The sequence below is a fragment of the Pseudoalteromonas sp. bablab_jr011 genome (assembly GCF_016464045.1).
Lineage (GTDB): Bacteria > Pseudomonadota > Gammaproteobacteria > Enterobacterales > Alteromonadaceae > Pseudoalteromonas > Pseudoalteromonas lipolytica.
Map to the genome: position 1 here is coordinate 39,953 of NZ_JACDWU010000260.1, position 14,790 is coordinate 54,742.

Here is a 14,790-nt window from a genome sequence, read left to right on the forward strand (position 1 = left end):
CTTTAATCGCTGTATTTACTTTACTTTTTACGCAATTTTTTTTACTTTTTACGCCAGCGCACTAAAAAAGAGCACATTATGCCCCGTTCACCCCACACACCTGACCTAATTAGAGTATCGGCTCTACATGGATACATCGAAATAATTGAAAGCAAGCTCATTAACCCTGATGCACTATTATCGCGCGTTGGGTTAGACAGAAAACAATTACAAGAGCCCAACAACTTCATTCAGTATCAGCAATTAATCGAACTGCTAGAAATCACAGCAAAAGAGCTCGACCTTCCTTATTTTGGATTAGAACTTGGTCGCTGGCAGAGTTTGAACATACTCGGCTCGGTTGGGTATTTAATGGGTAACTGTGACAGCTTAGAAATGGCACTAAAAAACTTAACTAAGTATTATCATGTCCATCAAAATAGCGCCGATCTTTTGCTCGAAATCGGCCAAGATTACGTGAAACTGTCGTTTTTAGTACGCAGCAAACTGAAGGTCAGTGTGTATCATGGAGCCGATTTAGCATTAAGTGTTGGCGTTAACTTACTTAAACAGCTTACGGATGATCAGATAAAGTTACACCGCCTCGAGCTCCCTCACAGCGCCAATACAAATACCAGTGTTTATCGTCAAGCACTCGGGCAAGTGCCAGTGTTCAATTGTCCGCACACCGCGCTAATCTTTGACAGAAAATACCTAAAGCTACCCATCAAGAACTCTGATAAACAACTATTTTCAATTTTGAGCCAACAACTTGGTCACCTTAATGACTCAAAAAGAGAAAATATTTCTGATCACGTTGAAGTGTTAATAAAACAGTATTTATTACACGAACAATTTGGCGTTAACTTAATTGCTGAAAAACTGTCTATGAGTTCCCGCAGCCTGCAAAGGCACTTAACTCAGCAAGGGACAACCTTTCGTGAGCTTGTTGATGACATACGCTGTAATCTTGCGCACCAGTACTTAACAGAATCAAGTTTAAGCTTGTCGAATATTTCAGATATTTTAAGCTTTTCGAACTACAGTGAATTTACCCGCGCATTTAAGCGTTGGTATGGCGTACCTCCGAAAGACTACCGTAAGTCATTACTGCATAATGGCGTAAAAAGTTAAAAATAGGTCGCTAAAAGCTAATTATTGCGTTAACAATTTATATATATTGATTCGCTAACTTCACTGATAAGCGGTCGTGCAATGATAAGAAGGGTGTTTATTACGGGTGCAAATAGTGGTTTAGGCTTTGAACTTGCTAAACAATACATAAAGCGTGGTGATGATGTCGCATTATTTGATATACGCTTTAGCCAGCAAAGTAAACATGCGCTTAGAACACTGAGCGATGATTCTCAATACATTGAATTTTTTGCTGTTGATATGGCCGATACGCAAACGTTGGCTGTTCAAGTTAACAATGCGGTCGTGGCCATTGGTGAGCCTGAGGTTGCGATATACTGCCCCAGCACTAAGAATATCGAGTCTTTAGCAAAGCACTCTGACACTAACAATCATTGTAGCCTACAAGCTAATATCATTCGCACTCTTAACTTTAGCGCCGTAATTCGTCAGTACCTCACCATGAATAGCCACCTTGCACTTATCACTTCACATGCCCCCATGACCCCTTTTGAATACGTGCAAGATCAACGTATTGCTGACGATGTAATCTTGAACTTTGCCAAAACACAACGCCAAGAATTAAAACCGGATGGCATTAAAGTCAGTGTAATTTATGCACCAGAGACCCCTTATTTAAGTGAGTGTGACCAACACAACTGCGCACACACAAACACTAAAATCATCAATAAAGTAAGTCGTTACTTAACACAAGACCGTCGCGTCACCAGACTGATGCGTGGATTAGATAAGCAAAAATTTATGGTGATACTCGGCTTTCAATCTAGACTATCTTATAGCTTAAGCCGTTATTTACCTGCTTGGATGATGACCCCTGTAATGAAGCGCATCATCAAACACTCTAATAAGAACAATATGCTAAGGAGTCCGAATGAACACACACGATAATCTCACACAGCTAATTGACCATACCTGTCAAACTTATGCTGACTTACCGGCCTACAATAGTGCAGGTAAAACATTAACTTTTAGTGATGTAGAGCAGCAATCTCGCTATTTGGCACAATGGTTTCAACAACACAGCGGCCTGCAAGTAGGTGACCGTATTGCGATTCAGTTACCCAATATTGTCGACTACCCTATCGTCACCTATGCAGCTCTTCGCGCTGGTTTAATTGTTGTAAACACCAACCCACTTTACACAGCAAGAGAAATGCTGCACCAATTTAATGATGCGGGCGTTAAAGCGATTGTGCTCCTCGACGGCTTAGCAGATAAACTCACGACTATCATTGACCAAACATCCATTAATACCGTCATAGTGACCGCAGCGGTTGGCTTACCAGCAGTCAAAGGCACACAACTCTCTCTCCCTGAGCTTATTGAGCAAGGTGAACAACTAGCCCCCCTTAAAGTACACAACGCAAACCGCGATGATATAGCGGTACTTCAATACACAGGTGGAACCACTGGGGTTGCCAAAGCAGCCATGCTTAGTCACGGCAATATTTTAGCCAACGCTGAACAAATGAATGAGCGTTTTGCTGAGATCATGCAGCCAGGCCAAGAAACGGGAATTTGTCCGTTGCCGCTCTATCATATCTACGCATTCACCGTGAATATGATTGGCTTATTCGCGATGGGTCAGTTTAACGTACTGATCCCGAATCCTCGTGATTTAGATGCTTTAGTTAAACAAGTAGAGCCTCACACCATTAATTACTTTTCAGGAATTAATACGCTATTTATTGGTTTATGCATGCATCCAGGCTTTAAAGCGCTTGATTTTTCACAATTAAAAATGACCGTTTCCGGAGGAGCTGCGCTGACCCATGCTGCTGCAGATGCATGGATGAAGGTCACTGGCTGCACAATTACCGAAGGGTATGGACTGTCAGAAACATCACCCGTTGCGACCTTAAATGATTTCAAGAAAGAAGAAATCGGCAGTATCGGCCGTACATTGTCTAATACCGTTGTAGAGATTTGGGATGAAAACGATCAGCCTGTGGCTGAAGGTCAATCAGGTGAAATTGTTGTGAAAGGCCCACAAGTCATGATGGGCTATTGGCAACGCCAAGATGAAACAGATAAGTGTATGAAAGGTGGTTTTTTCAAAACCGGTGACGTGGGATTACAACTGCCAAGTGGTAATTACAAAATAGTCGACCGTTTGAAAGACATGATTATTGTCTCTGGATTTAATGTCTACCCTAACGAGGTTGAAAACGTACTTTGTCAGCATCCAGCCATTTGTGAAGCGGCTGTGATTGGCGCTCAAGACGAAAAAACAGGTGAGCGAGTGTGTGCCTACATCACTTTAAAAGAGCCAATTGATGAGCAACAAGTAACAGACTATTGCCGTGAAAACTTAAGTGCTTATAAAGTACCCAAGTCGATTATTTTTATGGAAGAATTGCCCAAGTCAACGGTTGGCAAAATATTGCGTCGTGAATTACGTAAATAATAAAGCGATCGTTTTAGGCGCTTAACTGGTATAAAATACAACGAGTTTGATTAAAAGAAAAAGCATACCCGCAGGTATGCTTTTACTTATTTTATGTCGGTTTAAAAGGCAATTATGGAAAAGTTCATCAATCACATTCAACTTGGTTACTTAGGTCTACTTCCGTTTTTAGGCTGCGTAGGCTGGCCGCTGATCACGGGCAGTAGTGCCATTAATTTAGAATTTTTCACTTTCTACAGCATAGCAATTTTGGCATTTATGGCCGGTAATTTATGGCATGCGGGCCAGCAAACTTATGCCGATGCCATCAAAGCCGTTTTGCCTATTATACCTATTGCCTTTTTGAGCTTTCTACCGCCAGCATGGATTCTGGCTTGGCTCGCAGCCAGCTTTTGGCTGGTGTTATTATTTGAAAAGAGCACACCTCAATGGCAAAACTACCACGTTGACTATCAAAAAATGCGCTTTGTACTTACCGGCGTGGTGTTTGTCTGCCATATATTTGTAATTGGTATTAGCGTCTATCCTGAGTAGCCCTTTCAGTGTGTTTGCGGTAACATCCGCGGCTCAGTTGTTTAAGGACTTGGTATGATAGATCAACTACGCGCTAAACTAGACCATCTTGGTGAGAACTACGTTGAAAAAGGTGCACACTTTAAAATAAAGGTGATCCCTTTTTTTTGTGCAATCCATATAAAGAAAGATCATAAAAATCAGGGGCTCATCACCTTTTACTCGAATCAACTTATCGAAATATTCTTAGCCGTTATGTTTTTATTGTTTGGCTTAATGCTCTTCGATACTGATGCAGGATTTACGCACGGGCCTATTCATATCGTGATTGCGGTGCTGTTAAGTTTTAACCTCATCTTAAAGCAAATCGCTATTGAGGGTTTAAAAACACGTTTAGCCTTGTGCCCTAAACTAGAAAATAGCGACCTCGCTGAGCAAGGTCACTGAGTCAATGTTTTTGGATCCAACGTGGCGTATTTTAACGGTCGGTGATGGCGATTTATCGTTTTCGCATGCCATTGCCAAGCATGTAAAACCAGCACAGCTTACTGCTTCAACCTATGATGCAGCACAGACAATAGAAGATAAATACGCCGACAACGCCCTTTCACAACTGCGTAAGTTAGGTATTCGTGTGCTCACAGAGTTTGATGTAACGAAACCCAGTGCTTGGCAACGCCTTGACCAACAACGTTTTGATGTGGTTATTTTTCAATTTCCACTCATTCCTGCATTCAAAGGTGAAGCCGCCTTTAAAGCACAAACAGGCTCTGGAAGCATGAATGTGCTGAATCGCGCATTGCTTTATCAATACTTAAAATATGCGCATCGCTTTGCACTTGATAAAAACGGCCCTATGCTGTGTTTTATTACTTCAAAAGACGTTAAACCTTACCGAGAATGGAACATTGAAGGGAGTTTAAACCAAGGTTTACCGTGTCATTATATTGGCCAAATGCCGTTTGATATTAGCCGTTTCCCAGGTTACAAAATTCGCAACGTCGACCGTGATAAGCATGTAAAAGACACCAGCGGCATCACGTATGTGTTTAGCAGTAAAAAAGACAACGACATCTGCTCAATGCTAACGATTCCGCCATACTTGGGTGAAAAACACTGTGCATTGTGTCGTGTGGGTCCCTACATGGCAAAAGAAGACGAAGACAAACATTTGCGCAGCAAAAAACACCTGCAAATGGAAAAGTTTGAACAAGACTGGCAGGCTTGGCTTGCACTTAATAGCGAGGAGTAAACATGAAATTTGTCATTGTGGGTACTAATTTTATAAGCGACACTTTTTTAGACGCAGCAACCCATGTTGAAGAATTCGATTTATACGGTGTATGTTCTCGTAAAGAGAGCACTGCTCGTTCGTTTTTAGCTAAACATACCAGCAATAATGCCAAAGTTTTCACGAGTATCGACGAAGTGTGCCACGATAATCAGGTTGAAGCTGTTTACATTGCTGCGCCAAATAGTCTGCATAAACACTACGCGGTTATGTGTTTAGCCGCAGGCAAACATGTACTGGGTGAAAAACCATCAGCGGCAAATAGTACTGAGTTAAATGAAATTATTCTCGCGGCAAAAAAGCATCAGCACCTGTATATGGAAGCGATGATGACCACTCACCTGCCTAATTTCGCCATTCTTAAACACGCACTTACCAAAATAGGCACGCCGCGCAAATATATAGGTCAATATAGTCAGTACTCTTCGCGTTACGACAAATACAAAAATGGGGAAAGACCCAATACCTTTTTGCCTGAATTTGCTAACGGCGCTTTGGTTGATTTAGGGATCTATCCTTTGTATGTTTTGTTAGCTCTTTGGGGCGCCCCACAGAGTGTGCAAGCCAGTGGAGTTTTGCTGGAAACTGGGGTTGATGGTGCAGGTGATGTACTATTAAATTATGCCGATAAACAAGCAGTTATTAGTTATTCTAAAATTTCTCAAGGCGACAACTTTACCGAAATTCAAGGTGAAAAAGGCCGCATTAGAATCGAAGCGGTTTCTTTGTTAAAACGTATGCAGTTTATTGGTAATGATGGCACGGTTGAAGAACTTGCTCAGCCATTTGACGAGCATTTTATGCGCTATGAAGTAAGTCACTTTATAGCAGCAGCCAAAGCCGGACACATTGAGTCTGCTGTAAACACACACACCTTATCAAAACAGGTTATGGACGTGCTGGATACAGCGAGAGCTCAATTAGGTGTCGTGTATCCTGCTGATAATGACTAATAAGTCTGAGGGCAACTACTCTAGTTGCCCTAGCAAACTCAAAATACCCTCTTTTGTAATATTGCGAGCTTGCATGGCAACACTTACTCCCGCTTGCTGAACGATATCGAGTGATATTTTCTCAGCCATGACTTTTGCAAAATCGGTGTCTTCAATACGCTGATTCGCTGAACTTAGCATCAACGACTGGTTTGATTCATTACGGATGGTCGATTCAATCGCATTTATTTTTGCGCCTATTTCAGCCCTAAAGCCGCCAATACGTGACAATGCGGTGTCTATTCTCGTTATTGCATTTTGCGCTAAATTTTCGCTGCTTATGGTAATACCATCAATTGTTAAAGAACCCGTACTGGCATCAATATCTTCAAACATAATATACCCCTCTTCGCCAATAGCACGGTCGGTTGATGTAACTAACATCGGGCCGTCACTCGACTCAGCTGACGATGAATTTAAGCTCCCCAACGTGTCCCAGCTAGCAGTAATATTAAAAGAGCCACTACCAAAAACAGTTAATAACAATGGCTCGGTCACTGAATCAACTATAATTTCTTCAAAGTTATTTCCTGGATTACCATTTCCAGAGTACCTAAAGTTCATTCCTTTCACTGTTTGTGAATTTGTCGCAGGATAATTAAAACCATCACCATTAAATAAATCAGTATTATCGTATGTTTCTGTTCCCTGATAACCATTCGCGGGGGTAAATAAATTACTTTCAATAACATCTTTCATACTTGATAAGTCTTGCCCAACTAAGTGCTCTCCAAACTGTGAGAAAAGATTGATATCATCATTCATAGAAAAACTATCAATCTGAATTCTTACATTTGTAGACCCAGCTGGAATTAAACCTAATGAAACTTCACCTGAGCTCATAGTTAAGCTCATATTATTCGAGAATACTTCATTTAATACCGGCACATTGTCCAAGTTAGTTTCCTGCTCTGGCTTTGACATTAATGGCTTTTTACCAAAAATTTCAGTGTCGGCTACAACGGTATTTATATGCTCCCTTAATTGCGAAAACTCTTCATTTAGAGCGGCTCTATCAATATCCGTATTAGAGCCATTAGCAGCTTGCAGAGCTAATGTTCGCATTCTTTGAAGCGCATCAGTGAGCGCCGATAAACCCGCATCGGCAACCTGTCCGTAGCTAATACCGTCTTGTAAGTTTCGAAGCGTTTGTTGCTTCACCGCGATTTGCGTTGTTAAGCGGTGGCTTATCTGTAAGCCTGCGGCGTCATCTTTCGCAGAGTTAATGCGTTTACCCGAGGCTAACTTCTCATAAGTCGAGGTAATTGATTGCGTGTTTTGTAGTGAGTTAGGCGTACGTAGTCGTGGCGAATTGATCGTCAACATTTTGTCTTCCTTGGCAAAAAACTTAAACAATGCAAAACCCATACCAATTTACTAGTATATTATAATTAGAAATGACGCATTGTTCAGACATCGCTTGTTCACGAGTAAATAATCACAATAAATACTGCCGGGTACTCTTAAGATAAATTTTTGTGCACCTGACGTGCGTTTTTCAGTCCGTTGCGACTGAGCACCTGAAAATGCACTTTATCTCTGATAATCAATACATTACAGTTATGAATGCCCCACAACTTAGGTTTCATCGAAAATCGGCTACCGTTTAACGAAAAACATTTCTTAATCATCAAAACATCAGTAAAATCGCCCCCAAACTTCAGCTCTTATTTATTCATAAGGACAGTGATGCAGCGTACCATCCCCCCGTTTTTGATTGCTGTTATTTGCGTGTTATTAGCCATGGTCACCATTCAGTCAGGTGCATCTGTCGCTAAGCAATTATTCCCATTGATTGGCCCTGAAGGGACCACTGCATTGCGCCTCGGTTTTTCGGCGGCGATTCTGTGTTTAGTTTTTAAGCCTTGGAGAGCCTTTCCTCCTATTGGCCAGCGCATGCCGATTATTATTTACGGCTTAAGCTTAGGGGGTATGAATATACTTTTTTACTACGCTATCGAGCGTATTCCGCTGGGTATTGGTGTCGCACTGGAATTTACTGGTCCATTAGCGGTCGCACTTTTATCATCTCGTAAAAAGCGCGACTTATTTTGGGTTGCCTGCGCCATAGCAGGTATTGTGCTGTTATTACCTGATATGAAAGGTGAGGAAAGTCTCGACCCTGTTGGGGTCATTTTAGCGCTAGCGGCAGGAGCCTGTTGGGCATTTTATATTTTATTCGGTAAAAAAACGGGCAATCAAGGCTCAGGCGGCATGACCGTCGCTTTAGGTATGAGCATTGCAGCTATTGTACTTGTTCCCTATGGTGCAGCTTCACAAGGCATGGCGCTATTAAGTTGGGACGTTTTACCTTTAGGTATTCTAGTTGCCATTATGTCAAGTGCCCTGCCTTATACACTTGAAATGGTTGCACTTAGAAATATGCCCGCACAGGGTTTCAGTATCATGATGAGTTTGGAGCCTGCGGTAGCAGCCCTCGCTGGCTTTATTATCTTGGCTGAGTTTTTAAGTGTATGGCAATGGTTAGCCATTTTGCTCGTTATCACCGCATCGGTCGGAAGCTCAATGTCGACCTCAAAACAAACAAAAGTTGAAAGTAACGCTTAAAACTTTCACTATAAAGCCCATGAGCAATGGGCTTTATATCAATACACCCGATTCAATAAAATTATTTGTGATAATACTTAACATTTTTGTAAGTTGCGGGGTCAAAACTGGGGTATGCCGCAGTTCGCATTACATCAGCAATGGCCTTAAAAGTAATGACCCATGCTTTTCTGCATTCAGGGGTAAAATCATCCCCCAAGCCTGTTTTTAGCGTATATAACAATGCATTTCCTACCGGTGTGTAATCATCCACGCTTACACCGTAGTCAATATGTTTTCGTGCAAGTTGTTCAAGTACTGGCACGAGCTCATCTAAATTGTCGAGCCCTTTAACTGCAATACCTAAGGTCATCATTAATTTTTTTCCTTGTGACCTTAAGTCGCTTTTAAAGAGTGTTTTAAGTTTAGGATCATACTCAAATAATTTGGCATAAAAAATGGCTGCTGCGTCGTCGGCTATGGGGGCTACCTTTTTAAAGCTATTTTGAACTAACTGTTTTTGATAAGCGCTGAGCATGCCTATTCCTTTTATAATGAAGATTGTTATTTCATACTAGTACATAAAGACGATTTTACTCCTCAAATACCCAATTTTTGTATGACCCCACTTTATTAACCTTATAACGCATACTGAATTAACTTTAAAATAGCGACTCTGGACGCCGCACTTTATTTACCTAGCCTACACAACGGCTTCGATTTTATGCCAGTGGCTTATTTTATAATGTCATCATTTAGCACACGCAATACACCCTCTTCCACACGTTATTCCGCTAACAATTTTGACCAAGAGTAAAATGGTGATACCTCCTTAAAATTACTCATAATTTTACATGTTGCTAAGCAGCGATAAGCCACTATTAAAATAGACGGTAAGCACAAAATGAAATACGCCTTATAAGCTGCCCTCTTACAAAATAAACTGACATATTTTGTTACATTTATTTGTATTAACATAACACTTTAGATTTAAATCTTGATGATAATTATTATCAGTTGTGATAAGTTTACCGCGAATTATTTTAATCAAAACAATAATCAACCATTGCCATTTACTGCTCACAACACGCGGAGATAAGAATGAAATTAACTCAGTTGCCACTTGCAACCGCTATTATTTATGCATTGAATCCACAACTCAGTTTCGCACAGCAAACTGCTGAGGCTGAAGCGAATATTGAAACACTTGAGATTGTGGGTGTTCGCCAAAATCGTATAAGTGAAGGCGCAACTGGCCTTGCACTAGAGATTGATGAAACACCACAATCAATCAGTATCATCTCCGCAGAGCAACTAAAAAACTATTCAGCCTTTAATATCAACGATGCGCTACGTTTAGCCCCAGGCATCAATGTTGAAGAATGGGAAACAAATCGTACTAACTACACGTCGCGTGGCTTTGAAATTAAAAACACCCAAATTGATGGGGTTGGTTTGCCAAATGATTGGGGCATTGTAACCGGGGCTATGGAAGCCTATGGCTACGAAAACATTGAAGTTATCCGTGGAGCAAATGGCCTTTTAACGGGTGTTGGTAATGCATCGGGCACGATTAACTATGTTCGTAAGCGCCCAAAAAATGAAAATGGTGGTGAAGTAGGTGTTTCATTTGGCTCATGGGACTTTAAACGTCTTCAAGCAGATTACTCTTTGCTTTTAACTGATTCGGGGAGCTGGGCAGCCCGCTTTGTTGCGGCTGCTGAAGATAAAGAATCTTACCTTGACGGGCTTGAAAATAACCGTGAGTTTTTCTCTGTTATTGTCGATGGTCAATTAACAGATAACTCCACTGTTACCGCTGGTTATTCTTATCAAGATGCTGATACCGATGGTAATACATGGGGTGGGCTGGTGTATAACTACACAGATGGCAGCCAAGCAAAATGGGATGTGAGCGACACAACCACCCAAGAATGGACAATGTGGGACACCATCAACACTTCTGCATTTATTGAATACAACTATATTTTTGCTAACGCGTGGCAACTTCAAGCAAGCTATAACTTCCGCGGTTTTGAAGAGCAAGACAAGCTATTTTATGCCAGCGGCACGATTGATAAAGACACTCACTTAGGCTTAAGTGGTTGGCCGGGTCGTTATGACAGTGATATAGATGCAGACTTATTTGAAATCAAAGCATTTGGTGCCTTTGAATTATTTGGTAAAGAACATCAGGCAAGCGTTGGTGTAAGCCATGCAAAAAGTGATGACGTGATGTATCAACACCCATTTGATTTTGCAAACACACCGGCCTATGGTCCAACCCCAGCATTTCCATATGACTTAGATGCTATACCTGAGCCAGATTGGTTAGCGCCTGTTTTATATTCTGATATCGAACAAAAGCTAACGCGTTACTTTGGCTCTGCTCAGTTAAACATTACTGATAAATTATTTACCGTAGTTGGTTTTAACACTATTGAATTTGAGCGCTCAGGCATGAATGCCGGTGCATCAATTGATAATGACGAGAGCGAGACGAGCCCCTATGTTGGTTTTACTTATAAGTTAAACGACGATTTAAACTTATATGCAAGTTACTCTGATATTTATCAGCCGCAAGAGCAAGCAGATTACAACGGCCAATACTTAGCCCCCACCAAAGGCACTAACTTTGAAACAGGTGTTAAGGCTTCTTGGTTTGACGATGCACTAATGACAACGTTTGCCTATTTTACTGCTGAGCAAGATAACTTTGCTCAATACGCGGGCCTGACAGAAGATGGTATTTATTACTATAAAGGCGTGTCTATTGAGTCAGAAGGCTATGAATTTGAAGTCACTGGAAAGATTACCGACAACATCAATATCGTCGCTTCTTATACACATATTGATGTAACTGATGAAAATGGTGATGATACCAATAAATGGGCGCCTCGTGATGTTGTAGGTGTAACAGTAGATTATGCGGTGACCGATGCGGTGGTTGTGGGCTTAAATGGCCGTTGGCAATCTAAAATCGAAAGCACTGACTACAATGTAAAACAAGGAAGTTATGGCTTACTTAATGCCTTTGCTCGATGGAATATCAACGACAACATTGACATACAAGCAAACGTCAACAACATCACTGACGAGCAGTACATTAATAGTTTACAAACTGTGGGTTATTATGGTGCGCCTACAAACGGCAGCCTAACCTTAACTTATAAGTTTTAACTGGGTGGATGTGTCGCCCATCGGGGCGACACAATTTTATTAATTAGGGCAACTGCCTAACTCGTAATACCCCGCACTAGTTTGCGCTAAGGTGCTGGTATAAAAAGTGTTGTAAAGACCTAAGTTATCACCTGAGCCCAACGCATAAGCGTAAGAGCCATTCGTCGTCGCGCGGTTTGCTTGCACATGCGCATAGTTGCTTGAAGTGGTTTCGGTGCATTGGTAATCACCATTCGGTGTTGAATCACACGCATCACCTACACCATCTGCATCACTATCTAGCTGATCACTATTTGCCACCAGCGGGCAGTTATCTAAGCTATCACTGACACCATCGCTGTCAGAGTCACTCGTTTCACCATCTGGAGTGCTGTCACACACATTACCAATCCCGTCATTATCGTTATCGGCTTGATCAGCATTCGCTACATTCGGGCAATTATCTGCGCCGTCGAGCACACCGTCGTTGTCTGCGTCATTACTAGGTTCTGTGGTGGTTTTGCATGCCTGTAAAGGCCCTGCACAACTTGAGTCATCATCAGCAATCCACTGACATTGTTCTGTTCCTGCCGCATACTCCCGCATCGTGAAGCTTGCGGTACCAAACGCTAAATAACACGCCGAATAACCTTCTCCCCACGTAATATGGCCTTCATTAATGTGCAAGTTATAATCGCCAGTAACCCCAGCATCGATGACAAAACTAATGCTGTCGGTTGATGTAAGGGCTGTATCATCGCTTGCTGTGATCACTGCGGTATTATTGCCACCCGCTAGATTGCATTGCTCAGCAAAGTACTCAAGCCCATTCACCGTAGCAGTCACATCACCATTGCTAAAGCTAACCACAACCGTGCTTACGTTTTGATTATCATCGATAACGGTGCCTGTTACTGTAGCGCATTGCCCATTTACACTAGCCGCAGTATCACTGAGTACAGGTGCTGTGGCCGCAGGTTCTGGCCCAACACGTACAGTAAGATTTGCTTCATTACCTTGTTTAGCTTCATTATCTGTGGCACTTACACGCACTTCATAAAGACCATCGGTGAGTGCACTTGTCACCCCGCTAAAGGCATTATTCGCATCGACTTGCACATTGAGAGATTCAATTAAGCTTGTCATCCCTGCGGCCAGGCTATACACATTTATATTCACACTCGTTACACTGCCTTCAGGGTCGATTGCGCTGCCTGTAATGGTGAGCTGACTGTTACTGTCTGTGGCATTTAAATTACTGATTTCGGGGCCAGAGTTGCGATCAACACGTTTATTGTTCGCTGTAAAATACTCGCCTAAATATGTTGCAAAGTTAATGCTATTTGCTGCGACATAATCACCCGAAGCACCTTGCCCACCTGACCATGAGTGGTCTAAATTATTCAACCACAGCATAGCTACTCGATTATCTTGCCAGTGTGATTGCTCTGCCGTGCGAGTGGCGTCGTCGCTAATTGTTGTTGTCCCCGATAACTGATTAACCCCATAAAGCGCTGCAAACCCATTGGCATTTTGTTGGTTATAACATGTGTTTACTGTGGTATCGGCTGTGCCGTGAGCAACCACTGCGATTTGTGTTTCAAAACTATTTTTGTAGCTACCAGCATAACTTTCACAACGTGATACAAACGTATTTTCAGAGACTGTTTCACAGGTCGAAATAGCGCCACTTGAACTGGTACCAATAGTAGGACCCGCACTGGGTGCAACCCCTGCAAATACATCAGGTGCCACACATGCTGTTTGCGCGGCCATCGCAGCCCCAGATGATAAGCCAGCAATATAGACCTGTTTCGGGTCGATATTACGGGCTACATCACCACTTAAAGCATTGGCTAAATTAATCAAATTCTTATAATCGCCAGAGCTGCGGTTTATTGCACCTTGCCAATAGGACCAGCAGCTATACCCCGCTTTATTCATCGCATCAGGCACGGCTATCACCATGCCATGAGCCTCTGCGGCCTCTTCTAAATTGGCACTTAAATAGTTATTGATTGGTTGCACGCAGCCATGCAGGACTAACATTAATGAATGACCATCACCGATACTCGACTGCGTATCTGGCGTGTAAATATGAACATTATTGAAACCGCCGATGCTGACATTTTGCTGCCAACTACCTGCAAAACTTGGCTGTGAGAAAATAGCAGCGCAGAGCACGGCCACAGGCGTAAACGATGCTGATTTTCGTTTACATAATTGTGTTATTTTTTGCATATATCGCCTTTATAGTTGTTATCATTGCTGTCTGTCAGTTGATGACTAACCCAATGTAGTAGAACAATTAAAAAAGCGAACTATAACTATAGTGCTATAAAATTAAGGACAATAAAGCCAAAAGAAGCAACGCGTTTATAATATCAATATGTGAAATTACACCAAAACCGATTAACAAAACCCAATAAAAAAGCCTGACAATCTTATTGTTAGGCTTTCAGTAAAAAATACAACTTAACGCTCAAATTTAACGCTTTAGGTGTTTAGGGTCTGGCTTCCTAACTTTTGCAACCAAGGGGTGATTCATCTTCTTTAATTCTGTTAACACAAGTTGAGCAACCTCCGTTGCACCTAGTTGGTTCAAATGGGTGATGAGATGGACGCTCCCCTAAACGGCGTCAATGCGCCAAACTGGTTAACTCACACTCAGTTAAAAGGGAACGTCCGTCATGAAAATTAGCACATTATCAATTGATTTGGCAAAAAATGTATTCCAAGTCGCTGGC

At 41.9% G+C, this 14,790-nt stretch carries 12 protein-coding genes; 9 read left to right on the forward strand and 3 right to left on the reverse strand.

Features of this window, described 5'->3' with window-relative positions; all coding sequences use genetic code 11:
* Window positions 1–78: 78 nt before the first annotated feature.
* The 7 genes from JIG41_RS15415 to JIG41_RS15445 all read left to right on the forward strand — a co-directional run bounded on the left by JIG41_RS15415 (window position 79) and on the right by JIG41_RS15445 (window position 6,298).
* Window positions 79–1,113 carry an AraC family transcriptional regulator gene (locus JIG41_RS15415; RefSeq protein ID WP_036972243.1) on the forward strand — a complete coding sequence of 345 codons (1,035 nt, stop codon included), beginning with the start codon at window positions 79–81 and terminating at the stop codon, window positions 1,111–1,113.
* Window positions 1,114–1,194: 81 nt separating this feature from the next.
* A complete protein-coding gene (locus tag JIG41_RS15420; protein ID WP_118845251.1) occupies window positions 1,195–2,022 on the forward strand; it encodes an SDR family NAD(P)-dependent oxidoreductase in 828 nt (275 codons plus the stop codon).
* Entirely contained in the window at window positions 2,006–3,541 is a 1,536-nt protein-coding gene (locus JIG41_RS15425) for an AMP-binding protein (RefSeq protein ID WP_036972246.1), read from the forward strand. Before JIG41_RS15420 ends, JIG41_RS15425 begins: the two co-directional genes overlap by 17 nt.
* A gap of 114 nt (window positions 3,542–3,655) precedes the next feature.
* The gene (locus JIG41_RS15430; protein WP_036972248.1) at window positions 3,656–4,075 is read left to right on the forward strand and encodes a DUF3429 domain-containing protein; all 420 of its coding nucleotides are present in this window, start codon (window positions 3,656–3,658) and stop codon (window positions 4,073–4,075) included.
* 54 nt (window positions 4,076–4,129) lie between these two features.
* A complete protein-coding gene (locus tag JIG41_RS15435; RefSeq protein ID WP_036972250.1) occupies window positions 4,130–4,501 on the forward strand; it encodes a hypothetical protein in 372 nt (123 codons plus the stop codon).
* 4 nt (window positions 4,502–4,505) lie between these two features.
* Window positions 4,506–5,306 (forward strand): class I SAM-dependent methyltransferase, encoded by an 801-nt coding sequence (locus JIG41_RS15440; RefSeq protein ID WP_036972252.1) that lies wholly within the window; start codon window positions 4,506–4,508, stop codon window positions 5,304–5,306.
* A 2-nt stretch (window positions 5,307–5,308) separates the two neighbouring features.
* Window positions 5,309–6,298 (forward strand): Gfo/Idh/MocA family protein, encoded by a 990-nt coding sequence (locus JIG41_RS15445; protein ID WP_199525055.1) that lies wholly within the window; start codon window positions 5,309–5,311, stop codon window positions 6,296–6,298.
* 15 nt (window positions 6,299–6,313) lie between these two features.
* On the opposite strand, the gene JIG41_RS15450 is transcribed toward JIG41_RS15445, so the two are convergent.
* Window positions 6,314–7,663, reverse strand: coding sequence for a flagellin (locus JIG41_RS15450; protein ID WP_199525056.1), 1,350 nt, complete (start codon window positions 7,661–7,663; stop codon window positions 6,314–6,316).
* A 363-nt stretch (window positions 7,664–8,026) separates the two neighbouring features.
* On the opposite strand from JIG41_RS15450, the gene JIG41_RS15455 reads away from it, so the two are divergent.
* Window positions 8,027–8,905 carry an EamA family transporter gene (locus tag JIG41_RS15455; protein WP_036972256.1) on the forward strand — a complete coding sequence of 293 codons (879 nt, stop codon included), beginning with the start codon at window positions 8,027–8,029 and terminating at the stop codon, window positions 8,903–8,905.
* A gap of 61 nt (window positions 8,906–8,966) precedes the next feature.
* Here JIG41_RS15455 and JIG41_RS15460 read toward each other — a convergent pair whose 3' ends face one another.
* The gene (locus tag JIG41_RS15460; RefSeq protein ID WP_036972258.1) at window positions 8,967–9,422 is read right to left on the reverse strand and encodes a globin family protein; all 456 of its coding nucleotides are present in this window, start codon (window positions 9,420–9,422) and stop codon (window positions 8,967–8,969) included.
* 563 nt (window positions 9,423–9,985) lie between these two features.
* Between JIG41_RS15460 and JIG41_RS15465 the strand changes: the two genes are divergently transcribed.
* A complete protein-coding gene (locus tag JIG41_RS15465; protein ID WP_065978976.1) occupies window positions 9,986–12,064 on the forward strand; it encodes a TonB-dependent siderophore receptor in 2,079 nt (692 codons plus the stop codon).
* A 39-nt stretch (window positions 12,065–12,103) separates the two neighbouring features.
* Here JIG41_RS15465 and JIG41_RS15470 read toward each other — a convergent pair whose 3' ends face one another.
* On the reverse strand, window positions 12,104–14,284 hold the full coding sequence (locus JIG41_RS15470; protein ID WP_199525057.1) for a PHB depolymerase family esterase: 2,181 nt from the start codon (window positions 14,282–14,284) through the stop codon (window positions 12,104–12,106).
* Window positions 14,285–14,790: the final 506 nt, after the last annotated feature.